General features: G+C 29.3%; 13 protein-coding genes. 6 read left to right on the top strand and 7 right to left on the bottom strand.

What is annotated here, in order from left to right:
* Window positions 1-87: 87 nt before the first annotated feature.
* Window positions 88-7935 (top strand): autotransporter-associated beta strand repeat-containing protein, encoded by a 7848-nt coding sequence (locus ACTTBM_RS03005; RefSeq protein WP_440634658.1) that lies wholly within the window; start codon window positions 88-90, stop codon window positions 7933-7935.
* On the opposite strand, the gene ACTTBM_RS03000 is transcribed toward ACTTBM_RS03005, so the two are convergent.
* On the bottom strand, window positions 7932-8768 hold the full coding sequence (locus ACTTBM_RS03000) for an AAA family ATPase (protein ID WP_440634657.1): 837 nt from the start codon (window positions 8766-8768) through the stop codon (window positions 7932-7934). The genes ACTTBM_RS03005 and ACTTBM_RS03000 overlap by 4 nt on opposite strands.
* Window positions 8769-8819: 51 nt before the next feature.
* Here ACTTBM_RS03000 and ACTTBM_RS02995 point away from each other — a divergent pair, with 51 nt between their 5' ends.
* Together ACTTBM_RS02995 and ACTTBM_RS02990 are read left to right on the top strand one after the other, a co-directional pair.
* On the top strand, window positions 8820-9452 hold the full coding sequence (locus ACTTBM_RS02995; RefSeq protein ID WP_440634656.1) for a hypothetical protein: 633 nt from the start codon (window positions 8820-8822) through the stop codon (window positions 9450-9452).
* A complete protein-coding gene (locus ACTTBM_RS02990) occupies window positions 9452-10516 on the top strand; it encodes a putative zinc-binding metallopeptidase (protein WP_440634655.1) in 1065 nt (354 codons plus the stop codon). Before ACTTBM_RS02995 ends, ACTTBM_RS02990 begins: the two co-directional genes overlap by 1 nt.
* Here the strand turns inward: ACTTBM_RS02990 and ACTTBM_RS02985 are convergent.
* From ACTTBM_RS02985 to ACTTBM_RS02975, 3 genes are read right to left on the bottom strand one after another with little or no spacing between them, the layout of a single operon-like run.
* Window positions 10513-12210 carry a tetratricopeptide repeat protein gene (locus ACTTBM_RS02985; RefSeq protein WP_440634654.1) on the bottom strand — a complete coding sequence of 566 codons (1698 nt, stop codon included), beginning with the start codon at window positions 12208-12210 and terminating at the stop codon, window positions 10513-10515. The genes ACTTBM_RS02990 and ACTTBM_RS02985 overlap by 4 nt on opposite strands.
* A 33-nt stretch (window positions 12211-12243) precedes the next feature.
* Window positions 12244-12999, bottom strand: coding sequence for a prepilin peptidase (locus ACTTBM_RS02980; protein ID WP_440634653.1), 756 nt, complete (start codon window positions 12997-12999; stop codon window positions 12244-12246).
* Complete coding sequence (locus tag ACTTBM_RS02975) at window positions 13000-13512, bottom strand: STAS domain-containing protein (RefSeq protein WP_440634652.1); 513 nt, start codon at window positions 13510-13512, stop codon at window positions 13000-13002.
* 38 nt (window positions 13513-13550) lie between these two features.
* Here ACTTBM_RS02975 and ACTTBM_RS02970 point away from each other — a divergent pair, with 38 nt between their 5' ends.
* Window positions 13551-14324: a hypothetical protein gene (locus tag ACTTBM_RS02970; protein WP_440634651.1), complete on the top strand. Its 774-nt coding sequence runs from the start codon at window positions 13551-13553 to the stop codon at window positions 14322-14324.
* 9 nt (window positions 14325-14333) lie between these two features.
* On the opposite strand, the gene ACTTBM_RS02965 is transcribed toward ACTTBM_RS02970, so the two are convergent.
* Window positions 14334-15011, bottom strand: coding sequence for a hypothetical protein (locus ACTTBM_RS02965; protein ID WP_075506340.1), 678 nt, complete (start codon window positions 15009-15011; stop codon window positions 14334-14336).
* Between the two features lie 67 nt (window positions 15012-15078).
* Here ACTTBM_RS02965 and ACTTBM_RS02960 point away from each other — a divergent pair, with 67 nt between their 5' ends.
* Window positions 15079-16704: a hypothetical protein gene (locus ACTTBM_RS02960; RefSeq protein ID WP_440634650.1), complete on the top strand. Its 1626-nt coding sequence runs from the start codon at window positions 15079-15081 to the stop codon at window positions 16702-16704.
* Here ACTTBM_RS02960 and ACTTBM_RS02955 read toward each other — a convergent pair.
* Both ACTTBM_RS02955 and ACTTBM_RS02950 read right to left on the bottom strand, forming a co-directional pair.
* A complete protein-coding gene (locus ACTTBM_RS02955; RefSeq protein ID WP_075506338.1) occupies window positions 16693-17400 on the bottom strand; it encodes a glycosyltransferase in 708 nt (235 codons plus the stop codon). The genes ACTTBM_RS02960 and ACTTBM_RS02955 overlap by 12 nt on opposite strands.
* The gene (locus ACTTBM_RS02950) at window positions 17393-19282 is read right to left on the bottom strand and encodes a tetratricopeptide repeat protein (protein WP_440634649.1); all 1890 of its coding nucleotides are present in this window, start codon (window positions 19280-19282) and stop codon (window positions 17393-17395) included. The genes ACTTBM_RS02955 and ACTTBM_RS02950 overlap by 8 nt, the downstream gene beginning before the upstream one ends.
* Before the next feature lie 244 nt (window positions 19283-19526).
* Here ACTTBM_RS02950 and ACTTBM_RS02945 point away from each other — a divergent pair, with 244 nt between their 5' ends.
* On the top strand, window positions 19527-20114 hold the full coding sequence (locus ACTTBM_RS02945; RefSeq protein ID WP_440634648.1) for a pilin: 588 nt from the start codon (window positions 19527-19529) through the stop codon (window positions 20112-20114).
* Window positions 20115-20142 lie beyond the last annotated feature (28 nt).

The following is a 20142-nucleotide window of genomic DNA, read 5'->3' as shown; positions in this document are numbered from 1 at the left end:
TTTAATCAAATTGTATATATAACTAATATTATATATCATTAGTTGTATCCAAATAAACTTAAAGGATTAATAATAATCTAAATTTTAATGTTAATTGAATTTAAAAGAATTTTTTTAATATTAACTTACTTAACGTTAATTTTATGTAGCAAATCTTATTCAGATACTATCAATGCAAGTACCGACACCACAATCAATGATCCTATTTATTTAGAGACAGATATTAAAGAAGATAGAACCTACAATATTACCAATAATTCAGTTTACACTTTAAATGATGAAATTGATGCTAGCTCTTATACGCTGACAAAAACTGGAAACGGTTCTTTAGTATTAAACGCTGCTAGTTTTACTTTTACATCAAGTATTACAATAGATGAAGGTTTGGTAGGAATAGGAAACAATGACTCTTTTGCAAATGCAACAGTAATACTTAATGGAGGAGGGATATCATCATCTAATACTGTATCAAGAAGTATCAATAATACAATTAATGTAACTTCATCGAGTGTAATTGGGAACTCAACTAATAACGGAACTTTAACTTTATTGGGTGATGTTTCATTTTCTGGAGACAAATATACACTAACTTCAAATAGTAATAATACTATTTCAGGAGCCGTAAGTCTTGGAGGTCAGAATATAACATTTGATACCGCAAGTGGAGTTACCTCAACTATATCGGGAGTCGTTAGTAATGGTAATGTGGTTAAATCTGGAAGTGGTACTTTAAAATTAACTGGAACAAACACTCAATCCCAAACAGTTTTAAATGGAGGAATATTAGAAGTTGCAACAGATAGAGGTTTGGGAAGTGAACCTGGTAGTCTAGTCTCTGATAACATTAGAATTACTGATGCAACTTTAAAATTTTCTAATACAGGTACAATTACTCTACATGCTAATAGAGGTATTTCTTTAGTAAATAATAATGCAACGATTGAAGTAACAAATTCAGGTGCTAGGGTAAATTATAGTGGTGATATATCTGGTAATTATAATTTAACAAAAACTGGTTCAGGTATTTTAGCTTTAGGTGCTGCTAATACTCATGATTTAACAGGAGATGTGACGGTAAGTGCTGGTCAAATGAGGTTTACCAGTGGAACCTCTGATGCATATTCCTTCGATGTTATAGTTGCAAACGGAGCCAATGCTTCTGTAAATCAAGATACTTTTGCTTCAGGAAATTCAATTACTGTTCAAAGTGGAGGTTCTTTAAATTTTGATCCAGGGACAGGTTCGGGAAGAACCTATAGCATGGACATAAGTTTAGCAGGTTCTGGTAATAATAATTTTAACAGTGGTACAGCAGCAACGTTAACATCTAGTCAGGATACAGATACCACTTTAACTGGAACAGTAACTTTAACTGCAGACTCGAATGTATTGCATAAACCTAATTTAAATTCAGATGCGAGTAATAAGTTTATATTTGGTAATTCAAATGGTTCTGCTACTACTGCAATTAATTTAGGTAGCAACACCTTCACATTGCTTGCTGAAGGAACTAACGCAAGAGAATATCAGTTTTTAGATCTAGTTACAGGAACTGGAACTTTAGATATTGACAGATATACAACAGCAGATTTTACTAGTGGAGAAGGAGGATTTGCAGATACAGTAAATTTAGATGTTCAGGGAACTCTAAATATGGGCTCAAGTGACACTATAGCTTCACTTACAGGTACTTCTACAGGTTCAATAGATCTACAAAATACAACTCTAACAATAGACCAAGATACCAATACTACTTATGCTGGGGTAATTACAGATAGCACAGGAACAAGTTCTATTGTTAAGTCAGGAACAGGAACATTAACTTTAAGCGGAACAAACTCTTACAGCGGTAATACTACCCTTAACGCTGGAAATTTAAGTATTTCAGCTGATAACAATCTTGGTTCTGCACCCGGTACTGCTGACACTGATAACATAATCTTTAATGGTGGTGGTCTAATAATAACCTCAGGAGTTACCTTTGACTCAAATAGAGGGGTTACTATGACGGGTGCTGGAACAATAAATACAGCATCTTCAACTACATCAAATATTCAGGGTGTAATCACTGGCTCAGGTGCTTTAACTAAATCAGGTGATGGAACTTTAACCTTAAGTGCATCAAATACTAATACTGGAGATATTACAATTTCTGCAGGAACTTTAGATGTTCAAGGTCAGTTAGAAAGTGGAAATTATGATGGAGCAATTTCTAACTCTGGTCAATTAAAAATTAATTCATCATCCAACCAAACTTTAGCAGGAATAATTTCAGGCACTGGAACTTTAGCTAAAACTGGTTCAGGAACACTTACGCTAACTGGAACAAACACTTATAGTGGCCAAACAACAATTGAAGGCGGAACTGTAGTTGCTTCAAACTCATCTAGCTTAGGAGCAACACCTGGAACTGTAACAAACAACAACATAGTTTTAAATAATGGAACACTTCAAACTACAAACTCTTTTTCAATAGGTTCAAATAAAGGAATTATGGTTGTTGGTAGTGGAGGAACAATTAATACTGATACATCAACTACATTAACCTATGGTGGTGTAATTAGTCAAACTGGTCCTTTAACCAAGATTGGTGATGGAACTTTAACTTTAAGTGGAGCAAATACATATACAGGTGCAACCACAGTTAGTGCTGGAACATTAAATGTTACAGGAACCTTATCTGACGATACAGCAATTACAGTTTCATCTGAAGCTACTTATGATGTTGATGCAAGTGATACAATTAAATCTATAGATGGAGCTGGAACAATTGATATTGCAAGTGGTCAAACATTAACAGCAGGAGATGCTACAAACAAAACTTTCTCAGGTGTCATTCAAGGATCAGGAGGACTTGCAAAAACTGGAACTGGTACATTAACTCTTAGTGGAACAAATACATATACTGGTGACACAACTATTTCCCAAGGGGGCATTACACTTCAAGGCCAACTTGAAAATGGAAATTATGATGGTGCTATTGCAAATTCAGGAACTTTTACAATAGACTCATCATCTAACCAAACTTTAGCAGGTGTAATTTCAGGAACTGGTGCTTTAAATAAATCTGGAAGTGGAACTTTAACTCTTTCAGGTACGAATACCTATTCTGGTTCAACAACTATTACAAATGGAACGGTTAGTGTTTCAAGTTCAGCTAATTTAGGAGCAACACCTGGCAGCGCAGATGGAGATAACATAATTTTTAATGGTGGAACTTTAAGTGCTACAAATGACTTTACTTTAGGTGCGAATAAAGGAATTACATTAACTGGTAATGGCACAATAGAAGTAACATCATCTAACACAATGACCTTTGATGGTATCATTACAGATTCTGGTAATTTAACTAAATCTGGAAGTGGTACTTTAGCCTTGGGTGGAGCTAATCAGAATGATGGAACAATTACAGTAAATGCAGGTATTCTAGAAATATCAGATCAGTATTCTTTAGGGTCATCAAGTGGTGGAACTGTTGTTGCGGATGGTGCAAGTTTAAAAATAACTGATGCAATTACTATTACTAATGAAAGCTTAACTTTAAATGGAAGTGGTGTGAGTAATGGTGGTGCTTTACAAGCTGCAAATACTTCTGGAACAATAACATTAACAGGGAGTGCTACTACTCTTGGTTCTGATACTACAATAAATATTGCTGATGGAAATTTAACATTTGGTGGTCGTATAACTGCTGGAGCTAATAATTATGATTTAACTATTACAGGTGGTGATGGAATAATTAGACCATCAGGTGGTTTGGTCTTGAATTCTGGAACTTTGACAATGTCAGCTACTGGTACATTTTTTGCAGAGAACAGCAGTACTTATTCTGGAGGAACTACAGTTACTGCTGGTGCTATTCAGTATGGAAATAATGATGCTTTTGGTACAGGTGATATTACAATGACTGGAGGTAAATTTTACACATCAGATGCAAGTGATTTTACAATTGATGAGAATTTAAATTTACAGGGTTCAGTAACTTTAGGAAATAGTGGAGATAGCAATGCAATTACTTTTTCAGGAACTAACATTCTAACTGGAAATACTACTGCTAGTATTGATAGTGCTGTATCAATGGCAGCAATTGATGATGGATCAAACACTTATAATTTAATTAAATCTGGTAGTGGAACTTTAACTCTTTCAGGAAATAATGGTTATGATGGAACTACAACTGTAAGCGCAGGTACTTTAACTGTTTCAGGAACCTTAGATGATAATACTGCGATATCTGTTTCCAGTGGAGCCACTTATGATGTGGATGCAAGCGATACTGTTGCATCAATAGAAGGTGGAGGATCAATTGATATAGCAAGTGGTCAAACGTTAACAGCAGGTGATAGCAATGACAAAACTTTATCTGGAGATATATCTGGTTCAGGAAATTTTACAAAACAAGGATCAGGAACTCAAACTTTAAGTGGTGCAAATACCTATTCTGGAGCTACGACAATTAATGCAGGAACCTTAACAGTAACTGGGTCATTGTCTGACAGCACTGGAGTAGCAATTGCCTCTGGTGCAATTTATGATGTGGATGCAAGTGATACAGTTGCTTCAATCGGTGGAGCTGGAAATATTGAAATTGCGAGCTCACAAACACTAACTGCTGGAGATGGTAGTGATAAAACTTTATCTGGAGTCATATCAGGCTCTGGTGGATTAACAAAAACTGGTTCGGGAACTCAAACTCTAAGTGGTAACAACACATTTTCAGGTTTAACAACTATTAATGCAGGAACATTGACTGTTTCAGGAACTTTATCAGATAGTACAGCAGTAACAGTTGCATCAGGTGCCACTTATGATGTTGATGCAAGTGATACCATCGCATCCGTAAGTGGTGCAGGAAATATTGAAATAGCAAGTAGTCAAATTCTTACAGCTGGGGATAGTAATGATAAAACTTTATCTGGAGTAATTTCAGGATCTGGTGGATTAACTAAAGCTGGCTCTAGTACTTATACTTTAAGTGGAACAAATACTTATACAGGTAACACAAATATTAATTCAGGAACTTTAACTGTTTCAGGTACTTTATCTGATAGCACTGCTGTAAGTGTTGCTTCTGGTGCGGTATATGACGTAGATGCAACTGATACGGTTGCTTCAATAGAGGGAGCTGGAAATATTGAAATAGCAAGTTCACAAACTCTAACTGCTGGTGACACAAACAATAAAACTGTTTCCGGTGTAATATCAGGATCTGGTGGATTAACAAAAACTGGTTCGGGAACTCTTACTTTAAGCGGAACAAACACTTATTCAGGAAATACAACTATTTCAGCAGGTACAATTGATGTAAGCGGACAATTAAACAGTGGATCATACGCTAGCAATATAGCAAATTCTGGTACAATAACTTTTAGTTCTTCTAACAATCAAACTTTATCCGGAACATTATCTGGCTCAGGAGATTTAAATAAATCTGGATCAGGTGATTTGACTTTAACCGGAACAAATACTTTCACTGGAGACACAACATTAACTGCAGGTACTCTATATGTAGGAACAGCAAGTGATGGATCAAATACCATTATTCCAAGAGATATTAGTGTAGAGGGAGGTACATTAAGTGGAGGTGGTGTTATAGGGCGTAATGTTACATTTTCATCTACCGCAGGTACTTTAGCACCTGGAAATAGCATAGGCACTCTTACTATAACTGGTAACTTAACGCTATCTGCAGACGATACTACAAACATAGAATTTAATTCAACAACAGCAGACAAGATTGTAATTAATGGAAATACAGTGCTTGCAGGAACTATTTCTTTATACCCTGAAGATACCACTTACTCAGATGTGACACATACAATTGTAGATGCTTCTGGTGGTGGAACATTTAATGGAACTTTTTCAACAGAGACAATGAATAATGAGAGTAATCTTAATGATGCTACATGGGATATTGTCTATGATACTTCTGCAAAAACTGTTTCTTTACAAATTACTGAAGCAGCTAGCACATGTAACATAAACTGCACAACAACAGTTTCATCATCAAAAGACATTGCAAAAGTTTTTGACAATGCAACTAGTGGAACATTAAAAGACGTGAAAGATGTTTTGGATAGCGCAACAGTTTCTTCTGTTAATACTGAATTAGATAAATTGAAAGGTACTGTAATTGCAACATCATCCATTCAATCAAATACTAATCATAATTATTTTAATAGAGCTGTTGCTAATACTACGTCTCTTTCAAATACAACTTTTGTATCAAATTTTACCTCAACAGCTAACGAGCTTACTTTAGCATCATTACAAGACCAAGGTTTGTATGGAGATAAAAAAAGATATAGTGAATACTACGATTATAGTGATGTATCAGTTTTAGGTTTTATAAAAAATAATAAAAATAAATCATTTTTTGAAAGATTTGAGTCAGATGATAGTGCTTCATTTTTAAGAACTTTTGGAACAAATACTAAAAGAGATAATATTGGTGAAGGTTATACGGGATATAATTCTGATACGACAGGAATATTATTTGGAGAACAATTTAAAAAAGACGATATAAATTTTGATGGTTATTCTATTGGAATTTCAAAAACTGATACAACCTATAATGATAGTTATGGAGATGCTGAAATTTATTCAATGCATGCATCAATGTTTAAGCAAATAGATGATGAAGATTATGCATTTAATTTATTAGGTAGCGCTTTTGTATCTAAGACTAACAGCAATAGAAATGTATCTGTATTTGGAACTTCAGTAGATGATAAGTATAAATCTGACTTTTATGATGTTGGTTTAAATTTAGAAGCTCAGCATATAGCAAAGTATGATTTTAATGGTTATAAAATATCTCCATCTGCTAAAATAAATTATAGTTATATATTTAAGGGAGACACAAAAGAAACAGGTGGTGATTTGGCATTGTCAGTTGATAATGAAGATCTTTTTATCATTAAACCTGAGGTTGGAATTTCAGTATCAAAAAACTTTTCAGAGAAAGATAATAAATTAAGCCAATTGGAATTAGCAGCATTTGTATCTAGAGACTATTTTGTTGAAGGGACAGAAAATAAAGCAAGATTTGCATCTGGCTCTACTTTTAACCACGATTTACCAAGAGACAAAGAAGACTACTACTCTTTAGGGGTAGGGTATAATTTTCTTAATAAAGAGAATAACACAAGCCTAATGGCCAATGCATTTTTGTTAGAAAATACAAAAGAAGACATCAGCTCTAATATTTTTTCAATAACATTTAGAAAATTCTTTGGTGAATTTGCAAAAGGTAGAATACCAAGCGTGATTGCAAAAAAAGATATCCCAGTAAAATCTGATAAAGATCAAAATGATAATGAAGAACAAACTAAAGTAGTTTTAAAGAAAGATCCTCCTATTACATCTGAGAAAGATGTAGGACAGAATAACAAAGTCATATTAAGTGAAAACGAAATAGGAAAAGATGAAAAAATTGTAGCAACTTTCCCAGATCAAAATATAAACAACGATGTTAAAGACAAAATCAAAAATTTTGAAAAAAATATTGAAATAGTTTTAAAAGAAAATCCAACAAAAGAAGAAGTAGAAGAAATATATATCAGTTTAAATAATGAAATGAGAAATTCATCTAAAAGAGATCTAACTTTAGATGATGTTTATAATAATTTGTTTGCAAATTGCCATGCAGTTGAACAAAATCTAAAAGAACTGATTAATTACTACGATAAATTACAATTATATCAAATATTAGATAAATGTTCTCAGTTAAAAGATCCAAAAATACATTTAATCGCAAATAGGTTACATGATATTCAAATGGACGAAAGATCTGCTATTGAGATTTTATATTCAAGATATCTTAAAATTTTAAGTTACATTCCAATAGTAACTTTTATAGCATTAATTATTCTGTTTTATGAAATTATTAGAAGATTTATTACTTATAGATATAATTCAAGAATAATAAGTTAAGAAAAATTATTGATAGTATTTTCAATATCTTCTTTTTTTATCATCATTAGATCTAATTTTGTTTTATTTTCTTTCTTATTTAATCTTACTGATTGAGTTTGAATGCAGTTTTCAAAAAATCTTCTTAAATCTCTTGCATTAGAATATCGGTCACCAGTTATTTCTATAATTTTATTACACGCGTTTTTAATTGAAGCACTTGCATCATTTGCAATCATATACTTGTTGTCTCGACAAAGTTTGAAGAAGATCTGGTATAATTCTAAGTCATTGTAATTTTCGAAAATTAAATTTCTTTTAAACCTAGAAGCTAGACCAGCATTTGAAGCTATAAATTCTTTCATATTAGTTTCATAACCCGCCACAATTACTATTAATCTATCCCTATAATCCTCCATAAACTTCAGTAATTCATCAATTGCTTCTTGACCGTTGTCATTTGGATCTTTCTTATTTGATAAAGTATATGCTTCATCAATAAATAATACATTGTCTATTGCTTGATTAAACTTTTCGGCTGCTCTTTCTGCAGTTTTACCTTTTTCCGCTACAACCAAATCACTTCTGGTTACTTCTATCAGTTTCCCTCCAGCAATAATGCCTAGATCTCTATAGATATTTGCCAAAATTCTAGCGACTGTAGTTTTTCCTGTTCCTGGATTACCAGAAAAAATTAAATGGTAAGTAAGTGGCATTGCATCACCTAAACCTTGTTCTTTTCTATCCTTAGAATTTTGAAGAAAAGCCAATAAGTTTTCAACTTCTTCCTTTACTTTTTTTAGTCCAGGTAATCTTTTTATTTCATTCAGGTTTTTTTCGAGATCTTCACTCATTGATTTCTATTGAATTATAGTTAAAAATTAATTTAAGATCTTTTTATTTAAATGAAACTAATAATTCAAACAATTTTAATTTTATTTTTTTTATCTTCTGTGTTGTATTCAGGTGAGTCTGGAGATTTACCTGGAGAAGAACAAAAAAAGCCAGAAGAAATGTTTGATGAAAAACCCATTGAAAAAGAGGGTTTGGATGTTTCAAATATTACTGAATTATTGAAACCAAAAAATACAGAAGTTACACTTCCTAAAAATAGGCTAGAGAAAATATTCAATCAGTTTTTTTTAGCTGAACTTAATAGGGGTCAATTAAATATAATTGGTGAGTGTGAAAACAATCTCGCAGAGGGAAAATGTTTTAAAGTAGAGCCAAATAAATCATCAAATCATTTTAACAATTATTACTTTTACACAAATTCTCAAAATCAAGTTTATTCAATAATTGCATTTAATAATAAAAGACAAGGTGACCTAAATAAGTGCAAAGAGAAAATTTCTCTTTGGAAAGATTATTTTAATAGTTATGATTTAATTGAGAAAGAACCTAAAGATAATTCATTAAATTTTGTATTAACTGATGCACCTCAAAAAAATAGCATTGAAATCTTTGCATCTTGTTATGATGAACAATTTAGAGATATATCATCTAGTTTTAGTATTAAATTTTTCAAAAATGTTTAATGAGAATTTTTGTTATTCTCATACTAAGTGTCTTTGTTCATAATGAATTACAAGCTGGTAATATTACTCCTGAGGTAAGACAAGCTTACAAGGAAAGAACAGAATTTGTAAAAAAATATATATCCACAATAAAAGAGAATAGAAAAACAAATAAAAAATTTAAGGGAAGCATAGTCGAAGCTGTTTCTGGGAGATTGTACACTAGCTGGGGGACATTATCTCAATATGAGTTAGATCAAAAAGCTTTAAAAAATTGTAAAAGTGATGGTGAAATTGAATGTCTTGTGCGATTTAGAACACTTAAGAAAAATCCTAAATACAATAGATATGCAAAATATATTAATTCAAAATCAAGTTTAAAAGTTTTGGGTGAACATATTAAATCAAAAAAAAAATTTTCTTCAAAAGGGATAGATATCTTAATTAGTACTGAAAACTTTAAAAACAAAAATGATTTTTTTTGTGGTCAAACAAAGTCGAATTATAAAGATGTTATTAATAATCTTGTAAAAGAAATAAATGTATATCCAGTATCTTTCTTACAAAATTCAGGACTAAAATATGTCATGATTTGTGAAAAAATTACTGACAAATCATTAGGATTTGAGCCAGGTGGATTGGCTCCAGGACATGTCGATCAATCACCTGGAGTTTTTTATTTGAATTTATCAGCTGTTAATAAAATTAAAAATTCAAAAGCAAAAAAAGATTATATTAGAATTTTGTTCCATCACGAATTTTATCACATAATCGATTCTAAATTATCTTTAATGCAATTAGATGAAGCTTGGGAAAAAATAAACAAAGTGGATTATTCTAATGATTTAATAACAGGGGGTATTGGAATAGATACATCTGTTGAAGGTTTTATTTCAGGTTATGCTAGAAACAATTCTGCAGAAGATAAAGCAGAATTATTTGCTTTTATGGTAGCTCAACACAAAGAATTTAAAAAAGCCATTGCTAAGGATGAAATATTATTGAAGAAATCAAAACTAATGATTTCAAGGCTTAAAGGAATTTCTAAAGAAATAGATAAAGGTTTTTGGAAAAAATTAAATTAAGATTTTCTTAAATCACTAATATTTTTAATTAGCTCTTGGCAATCTTTTTCCACCCTTGAAAATACATCCGACCAGTCTCCCTGTATTTTTTGGCGATAAATTCTAAAATTATCATACCAAATAGTTTCATCTTTGGAATTTAACCATCTCCAATCAGAAACTTTTGGAAGTAATAACCAAGTTTGAGTGCCAAGTGTTCCAGCCAAGTGAGCAATTGAGGTGTCAGTTGTAATAACTAGATCTAAATATTTTATTATTGCAGCTGTATCTACAAATTTTTTTGATCCTGTATCCATCAGTAAATCATAATTCACAATGTGTTCTTCCAACTGAAATTTTTCTATTTCTGAAACAGCATTGCCTTTTTGCAAATTTATGAATGTAGCTAATGGATTTTTAACAATGCTTTTAAAACCATTTAAAGAAACTGAGTTATTAGCAACTCTAGGATTTAAACTGCTACCTTGCCAATTTAAACCAATTTTCACATTATCATTTACTTCTATAAGAGTTTCCCACTCAAGAAGTTTATTATCATTTATTTTTAGAGATGATGGAAAAGGACAATTGCTATTAAGATCTGGTGTAAGTAAATAGATTAAATTTTGTAAGGGTATCCAATAATCATAATCATCATATTCACTTTCACTAGAAATAATTTCTTCTATAAAAACCATATCCTCAAAAAAATGATGCAGTTCTTCTTGGCACTGGAATATAATTTTACAATTTAGTTGGCTTAATGTTTCAAGATATCTCGAAAATTGTAAAGTGTTACCTAATCCATTTTCTGCGATAATAAGAATTTTTTTATTCTCAATATTTTGACCATTCCAAATTAAATTTTTTTTATGAAGTACCGATTTAAAATTTTTATCTTCATATATTCTATGATGATATTCTTTAAAACCTTCTTCAAAATTTGACATTGATAAAAGAGTAGTTCCTAAATTAATTTTTGATTTATTAAAGTTAGGATTAAGTTCAATTGTTTTTCTATACATTTCAATTGCCTCAGAATATTTTCCAGCGTTTAGTAAAGTATTTGCAAAATTGAAATGTACTACATGTGAGTCTGGTTTAGCCTTAATCGCTCTTTGATGACAGATTATTGCATCTTCGTATTTATGCTGAAGATAGAATAAGTTCCCAAGGTTACTTAAAATGAAATGATTACTTGGATTATTTATAAGGCCTTGTTGATAAACTTTTATCGCTTCATCATATTTTTGATCTTGTTTGTATAAAGTTGCAAGACTTAAGTATGCCTTTATTTCTTTAGAATCTATTTTGATTACAGCCTTATAACATTCTACCGCTTTTTCTAGGTTTTTACTTTGTTCATAAACTAGACCTAAACTTAAGTAACCATCAACATAAGTAGGGTCGTGGGCTAAAAGGTTTGTTAAAACTTTCTCGGCAGCAGAGTTATTATTTAATAAAAAAATATTTGTACCTAATCTATTAAGAGCTTTACGATCAAAGTTTCTATCTAGTGAAGAAAGATAATACCAAATAGATTTATCAAAATTATTTTGTTTATAATGAATATCTCCTATTAAATTATAAATTTCATGATTGTTAGGATCATGTTTTAATAAATTGCATGCATTCTGTTCAGCAAGACCATATTGTCTATTGTCTAATAATTGATAATTTTTTTTTATGTTTTGAGCAACAAGAGATTTATTCATTTTTAAACGAATCAGTTATCTAACAATATATCTTTAAATCCAATTATAAAAGACTGATCCTAGATATGGATAAAGTGCTGAAGCTATGACAATAAAACACCCGTATGGAATTTGAAAATCTTTATCTTTTTTGTAAACATAAATAATAATTAGACCAACAATAGCCCCAGTAATTGCTGAGCTTGCTAAAATTAAATAAATTGATTTTATTCCAAGCCAAATACCAACCATTAAAAATAATTTAGCATCTCCTAACCCCATGCCTTCAACTTTTCTAATTTTAAAGAATAAAAATCTAATAATATAAATAATTAAATAACCAATTATCCCACCGATGATAGAGCTTAATATACTCACATCAAAAGGATTAAACTTGAAAAAGGTAAAAACTAACCCAAGAACAGAAAGTGGAATTGTGATTTTATCTAAAATTAAATAATATTTTAAATCAGTAAAAAAAATTATTAACAATCCTGAATAAAAAATAATATAAGCTAAAGTTTTAAAACTAATTCCGTGTAAACTATAAGCGTAGACAAATAAGCATGCCGTTAAAATTTCTACTATAAGATAACTTACACTTATTTTACTTTTGCAATTTTTACACTCACCAAGATTAGCTATGTATGAGATGATTGGAACATTGAGATAAAAAGGTATTTTATATTTACAAGTTGTGCAAAATGATCGTTTTGCGACAACATCTAAATCATTAGGAAGTCTATAAATACAGACATTATAAAAACTACCAAAGATTGATCCAATAATAAACAGAGAAAGGGTAAGCACTTACCTTTTAAATTTTATTTTATCTCCATCGTCATCATCTCTTTTGATGCTAGGGTTTGTTTCCTCAGTTTCTTTGTTTTCTGTTTCTACATTCTCAGATTGTTGCTGAGGTTCTTCGTTTGGAGCAAGATCCACGTTCTCACTTGCTTGAGACTCAGGTTCCTGAACAGTTTCTGGTTCTGAACTTACTTCAGCTGCATTTGCACCGGTTACATTTTTAATTTTAAAAATTTTATCTAAGTGAGCTAATTTAATTACTTTCATGACCTCATTGCTCACATCAGTTAGAAAAAATTCTTTTGATTTACTTTTTGAAAGTTGCATACCTTCAACTAATGCAGCTATACCTGAAGAGTCTATGTAGTTCACCTTTGACAGCTGAACTTCAATTGTCTTAACATTATCAATTAAATCTTTTATATTATCTCTTAATTCGGGTGAACTATCTAAATCAACTTCACCAGTAACAAACAATTTTCCTACATTTCCATTAATTTTTTGTTCGATAGACATATGTATTTTTTTATATTATTAGTTTTAAATTACAACATATGATTATCGACTGTATTTGCGGAAAAAAAAAATTTAAGTTAGCTGACGGAGTTATGCCACAACAGGGCTCAAAAGTTAGATGTGGCTCATGTTCTGAGGTATGGTTTTATCATCCAGATCAAGGTAACAATCCAATCAATCAAGATGATAATGTTAATGAAGAGCAAAATTCATTAATAGAAAATGAGAATGATATTGGAGAAAATAAAGAAATTGATGATTTAGCTGCAACAACTCAATCTGAAGTACAAGAAACTGAAAATGTAAATCAAACATCTAGTTCAGAAGACGCAGAAGATTTATTGTCCACGCCTGAAGATAAATTGTCTGAAGAGGAAGTTGCAAATGAAAACTTTGATGAAATAAAAAAAGAAAACCCAGAGAGTATTTCAAACTTTAAAATATTTACAGATGAAGACCAAAATGATCTTCCATCAAAAGAGGAGATGGATAAAAATTTAGATGAATACAAAATTGATAGAGATAAAAATCTAAATTTTTTTCAAAAATTATTTAAAAAAGATAGAATTAAAGAGGCAAAAAAATCTTTAGAAAAAGAACAGCAAGAACAAGAACAATCTGAGCAAAAGTTAAATCAAGGAAGAAGAGCTAGATTGCTCACTTATCTTCTTTTATTGTTATTAATAGTTTTTTCTGTTTTAATTGTTCCATTTAGAGATCAGGTAGGAATGGCATTTCCATTTATGGAAAGGTATCTAGAGTTTTTAATTCCTATGTATGATTATATTAAGGGACCTTTGGCGCTAAGTTAGGCAGATACTTTAGTTTTCAGTTTCTTGCTTTTCCTTTTCAGCTAATTTTTCTTCTTCAGCCTTAAATATTTCAATTATTTTTGACTTATCTTTTAATAATTTTTCTTTACCAGGAAAAACATAAACTCCGATTTTTCCACTAGCTAGTACTTTATCAGAGTTAGCATTTTCTCTAGAAATTTTTTCCTCAATAATATTTATTTTAAATTCACTCTCTGCAATTTTGTTTTTTAAATAAGTTAAATTTTGAAAAGTGCTTAAGAACTGATACTCAATGTAATTAATTGAATATTTCTCACCTAATGGATCGGCTTGACTTTCATTTAAGCTATTAATTTGCACATTAAATTCACTTGCAATTCCTGAAATAGAATTTTTGAAATTTTGAAATTCAGTTGGAGACATAAACATCATTATTTCTTTAATGTATTCATATTCACTTTTATTCACATCTTTACCAACTTTAGCCATTTCAATAATGATTTTGTCAGACTCTTCTTGAATACTTCCTGTATTAGCTAAAAGTTTGCTTTGCTTAGAAAGTTGAAGTGAAGTGTAAATTTCACCTATCAAAAATGCTAAAAAAGCAAAAATCATTACAGTAAAACCTACGACAACAAATTTTGATTTATCTTTAATAGATTCGTCTTCGACTGTTTTTGATTTATTTTTTCCTAATCCAAACATTATAAATTTTTACTATCATTTATAGATTTGATAAACTGTAAATGATTCGTACGTATAAATTTATTATATGAAAAAAACTCCAATTTACATCAAAAAAACTCTTGATGAAATTAGGCTTGAGTTACTAAAAGATAAAAAACTTAAACTATCAAGACAGCTTTATGTGCAAAAACTCAAGGAAATTTTCAACGATCAAGTAATTGATCTTAAGGATGGCATTGAAGCAAAGATGTCATCAACAGGAACAGATAAAACCGTTGTAGTTTCATCGTCTCAAGATACAACCGCAAAACCAAAATCAACTCCAAGAAGTAACAATAGTGAAAAAATTATTTTTCTTAATAATGAAATTGTTGATCAAAATTTAAGCGAAGTAGATGAAGCCAATAATGATTTGTCTAATTTTGGAAATGTTGATGAAAATATTATTGAACTCAAAGATGAAGTTGCTGACATTAATAATCAAAAAATAATAGATTTAATTGAAGAAGTAGATGATATCATTAATCTAACTGATGAAGTTGCAGAAACTGTTGTGAATGCTCAAGAAGCTGATTATGAAAAATCTGCAAATGGTGAGGTAATTAAAGAAGAAGTAAAAAGTTCTCAAATATTCTCTAACGAACAGTTGGAGATGTTAAATGCCAAAATAAACGATTTAGATCTAGGTAGTTCTGAACTTACAGAAAAATTAGATGAGTTATTAAATCAGAAAAACCTATTCTCTGAAAAATTTAATGATGAACTTGATACAAAACTAACTGAAGCACTTACCAGATCAGAAGAAAGCATTGAAAATAAACTTAATAACATTAACGAAAGTTACCACCAAGAGTTTGAAAAATATGAAGACGAAGCAAACAAAAATTTTGCAAATTTAGAGGATCAAATCGGTAATTTAAATAATCAGTTTGATCATATCCAAAATAATATCAATTCTATTTCAACTAAAATAGATGATAGCATTAGACAATTGAATGATCCTCAAAAATTAAATGAAAATGTAAATTTAGAAAAACGATTTGAAGATAAAATAAATGATTTAAAAGATTACAATTTAAAAATCGAAAATTCATTAAATAGTCTAAATAATAAAATTGATGAAACTTTAGACAACATCTCAACTTATAGAAACGAAGCCAGTCAAAAAATTGAAGAGTTAAATCAAAAAGTTCAAAATATAGAGCCGGAGTTGTTTAACAAAATTGAAGAAAAACAAAAAAACAAAAGTGAGTCTGAAAAACTCCAAGATAAATTTGATCAAATGTCAAAAATTATGGATATGCAAAATATGAGAATGTTGCAGATGTATCACTCATCTGAGCTGCAACATAGCCACTCTATACTCCAAAAAAATATGGAAGCCAAAACTACAGTGCCAGAGCAAAAATCTTTTAATCCAGAATTAATTTCAGAAGAAATAAAAAAAGAATTTTTCCCAAAAATTCAAAAAGAAATGGATAAACAATTCAACTTGTTAAAAGAACAACTATCTGAGTATGAAATAAAAAGTATTTTAGATAAAATTGGTTCTACAGATTTAAACAAAGAATTTAAAAAACCAATTAAAAAATTTTCAAATTTAGTTGATGCAAAAAAATATGTTAAAAATTCAATTTCAAAAAAATCAAGAGAATGGATAAAACATAATGAGTTTATGATTGATGAAATTGCAAAAAAATTAATAGGTTAGAAATTTTTTTATCAAACTAATTATATAAAAATTAATTAATATCAGCAAAATTTTAGTATTCATTTTACTTTCACTCTCATAACGTCTGTTAAAATTTATTGGAACATCTTTAGCTTTCAATTTTGTTTTTGAGTTAATTAATATATCAGCTAGGATTTTAAATCCCTTACCAAAAAATCTTTTCTTGTTTTTTAGATAAATATCCTTTTTAAATAGAAAAAAACCACTCATTGGATCTTTTGTTTGAATATTAAAAATTTTAAAAAAAAATATTAAAAATATTGAAGCAAATCTTCTTGTCTCAGATAAACCTTTATTTTTTCCCGATGTTAGTTTTCGAGCTCCTATAACAATATCCTGTCCTTTGTTAAATTCCTTAAGCATCTGAGGAATATATTTCGGATCATGTTGCATATCGGCGTCTAAAATAAGAATATTTTTATATTTAGATTTGTTAATCCCATCAAAACAAGATTGGGTAAGATCTCTCTTTTTCTTTCTTAAGATTGGATTAAAAAATTTGTATTTTTTAGATAAATTTAAGAGTATTTTTTTACTTTGATCAGTTGAATTATCATCAACGAAAATAATTTCAAATTTAGTTTTTTTTGTATGCTCAATGATTTTTAAAGTTAAAGGTTCAATATTTTTTTCTTCATTGAGTGCAGGAGAAATTATGCTTAATTCATTACTCATTTGTATTAGCAATTAAATTATTAGCTGTTTCTCTTAAAAAAGGATTTATTTCAATAGCATCTTTATATAATTGTGTAGCCTCTTTATTTAGTCCAAGTTTTTTAAGCGTTATAGCTGCATTGTAAAGTGCTGTTGCGTGCAGAGGGTTAATTACATTTGCTGTTTTAAAATTTTCTAAGGCTTTGTCATAGTTTTTTTGATAAAAATTAATTTTTCCAAGTTCAAAATATAAATCATCAATTGGTGGATCTAAAAATGTAACTTTTTTCCCTGAAGCTTCTAATTGCTTCTTAATTTTATCATATTGTTTAAAAATTTTTTTTATTTCATTTTCAGCTTTTTGATACTCTTCATTAAAAACATAAAATCTTGCTAATTTAAAAATTCCATAAGGTTTATCTTTAAATTGTTTTTCAAATTCGTTTTCAAAAAATTTAATTCCCACCTCGTTTTCTTCGTGAATGAAATATCTTAAAAATTCTAATATAACTTCGTCAAATTTAGTATTTAATTGATAAAACTGATAAAGATTAAATTTATAAGCCGTCCAGTCATTATTTTTTACAGCATTTCTCATTGGAACCGAAAATGAATATCTATGAACATTTTTAGGACTTTTCTCATCTGTTTCAGTCATAAAAGTATAGTTATCAATATAAACTTTGCTTCTGTCATACAAAATAAAAATACAAGAAAATAGTATTAAACAGTAAAAACTCAGAGCTAATGTTTTTTTGTAAAGATGATTAGATAAATTTTTTAAAATCCAAAAAAATATTATTGAAATTGCAACAACTGATGAATATTGATATCTCTCAGCTAAATTTGAAATTAGTGGAAAACCTTTATCAACCATTCCAAAAATAACAGGCAATGTTAAACTTGCAATGATCCAAAAAACACTAATTAACAGAATTGGATCTTTCTTATTAAAAAATAAATATGTCGCAAAAATTGAATAAATTATAAAGAGAGTAAATAAAATAATGGATAGATTTAAGTCATAGTTTGTTGCATAAACATAAATATGTTCAAAAGGATAAAATAATCCAATTAAATAAAATTTTGATGAAGTAAAAAAATAAAATAATAAATCATTAAAACTATCGTAGAAAAAAATATCATTTTTCTCAGTGAAAACACTTCTTAAATAATAGTAAACAAAAAATGTTACACATAGTAGAATAAAAACATCAAAATTTTTTTTAAAATTTTCTTTTAAATTTATTTGATGAAAATTGAGCAAAAAGATTGTTAGTGGAATTAAACCAGCTAAATAGATGGTCATTAGTTTTGAACACAATGACAGAAAAAATAATAATGCTATAAATAAATAATTAATAAATTTTTTATCATAGGCATTGTTTAGACAATAAATAAAAGTTAAAAGTCCAAAGAATAATGCTAAACTTTCATTACGGGTAGTTATATTAAAAATAATTTGTGAAGTAATAGGGTGAAATAAAAATATTAAAGAACTTAGAAAAATTAAAATATTATCTCTTAAATTACTCTCAATTCTTAAAATTTTCTTTATAAACAAATAAACTAAAAAACTATTTGTTACGTGCAAAAAAATATTTGTAAATTTAGCTATTTTTGTATTTAATATTTCAATCCCACTAAAGTTAAATAAAAAGGTTAAAAAATTATCTAATTCATGTGTTAAAAAATACACAGGATAAAAATGAAATTTTGCATATAAAAAACTAGAGATAAGTTTTGCATCTCCAGGGGATCTTGTGAATTGATCTAGTAAAGCATCATCATCATAGGTTCTCCCGTAATCTAATGTGTGTTTAAAAAAAAATATAAAAAGTCCAAATGCAATTAGATAAATACAATACTCAAATATTTTATTTTGAGAGTTTGTTAGCTTCATATTTTTCTTAATAATTAAGTTTTAAATAATTTAAACCGGAATAAATTTAATTATTAATTTAACAATTTTTGATTCTGCCACTTAGTTTTCCTCAATATTTCTTGTATAATACCCCCAAATTGGGTGTATAAATAATTTAAATAGCTATTTAAGTTAGCTATTTTTTATAGTTTACATAGTAAAGAATATTGGTAGAAGGACCTCATATATATATATAATTCTAGAATATAGGAAAAACATAATTATGAAAAAAACACTACAAAAAGGTTTCTCACTTGTAGAGCTTCTAGTTGTTGTTGCAATTATTGGAGTTTTAGCAGGTGTTGGAATTGTGGGTTATCAAAGTTACACTGACTCTGCAAAAAGTAGAGTTGCGGTAGCTAACTTTAACTCAGTAAAAAGATTTGTTGAAACAGAGCTAACTCTGCTTAACAACAATATCCAAACGGTTTCAGGAGCAATAAGCGCTGGATCTGATTGTTCTTCTCTTCAGGCATACACTGTTTACAGTGATAATCTAGGGGACTTTATTAAAGGACTAACTTGTTACTTTGGTACTGATGGATATGGGAATGCATTTAAAAACCCGTATGATGCTGCAGGTGGAAATCAAATTGTTTACAATTCTGCTGCTGCTGACGTTAAAAAGGGTCAGATTAACATAGCCCATTTTACAGCTGAAGATTACACACAAAATGGTGCTGTAATTCCTTCAGGCGGATTATACTCATCTGGTGGAACATCAGGATATTTTTATGTGGAATATTATACAGCTGATGGTGAAGCAGGAAGTGAAGGAGAATATAAAGCTAAAGAATTTCAACTTAAATAATTTTAAAATAAGTTAAAATTAGATTTAA

Origin of the sequence: Candidatus Pelagibacter sp. HIMB1746, from assembly GCF_052047555.1 — a bacterium.
Taxonomy (GTDB): domain Bacteria; phylum Pseudomonadota; class Alphaproteobacteria; order Pelagibacterales; family Pelagibacteraceae; genus Pelagibacter.
The sequence above is the reverse complement of the archived record's forward strand: the minus strand, read 5'-3'. Positions and strand labels throughout refer to the sequence as shown.

What these genes read in the sequence shown, in the direction of transcription:
- ACTTBM_RS03000 (WP_440634657.1), bottom strand. Translation starts at nt 8,768, where the DNA reads ATGAGTGAAGATCTCGAAAAAAACCTGAATGAAATAAAAAGATTACCT.
- ACTTBM_RS02945 (WP_440634648.1), top strand. Translation starts at nt 19,527, where the DNA reads ATGAAAAAAACACTACAAAAAGGTTTCTCACTTGTAGAGCTTCTAGTT.
- ACTTBM_RS02995 (WP_440634656.1), top strand. Translation starts at nt 8,820, where the DNA reads ATGAAACTAATAATTCAAACAATTTTAATTTTATTTTTTTTATCTTCT.
- ACTTBM_RS03005 (WP_440634658.1), top strand. Translation starts at nt 88, where the DNA reads ATGTTAATTGAATTTAAAAGAATTTTTTTAATATTAACTTACTTAACG.
- ACTTBM_RS02975 (WP_440634652.1), bottom strand. Translation starts at nt 13,512, where the DNA reads ATGTCTATCGAACAAAAAATTAATGGAAATGTAGGAAAATTGTTTGTT.
- ACTTBM_RS02970 (WP_440634651.1), top strand. Translation starts at nt 13,551, where the DNA reads ATGATTATCGACTGTATTTGCGGAAAAAAAAAATTTAAGTTAGCTGAC.
- ACTTBM_RS02950 (WP_440634649.1), bottom strand. Translation starts at nt 19,282, where the DNA reads ATGAAGCTAACAAACTCTCAAAATAAAATATTTGAGTATTGTATTTAT.
- ACTTBM_RS02955 (WP_075506338.1), bottom strand. Translation starts at nt 17,400, where the DNA reads ATGAGTAATGAATTAAGCATAATTTCTCCTGCACTCAATGAAGAAAAA.
- ACTTBM_RS02985 (WP_440634654.1), bottom strand. Translation starts at nt 12,210, where the DNA reads ATGAATAAATCTCTTGTTGCTCAAAACATAAAAAAAAATTATCAATTA.
- ACTTBM_RS02965 (WP_075506340.1), bottom strand. Translation starts at nt 15,011, where the DNA reads ATGTTTGGATTAGGAAAAAATAAATCAAAAACAGTCGAAGACGAATCT.
- ACTTBM_RS02990 (WP_440634655.1), top strand. Translation starts at nt 9,452, where the DNA reads ATGAGAATTTTTGTTATTCTCATACTAAGTGTCTTTGTTCATAATGAA.
- ACTTBM_RS02960 (WP_440634650.1), top strand. Translation starts at nt 15,079, where the DNA reads ATGAAAAAAACTCCAATTTACATCAAAAAAACTCTTGATGAAATTAGG.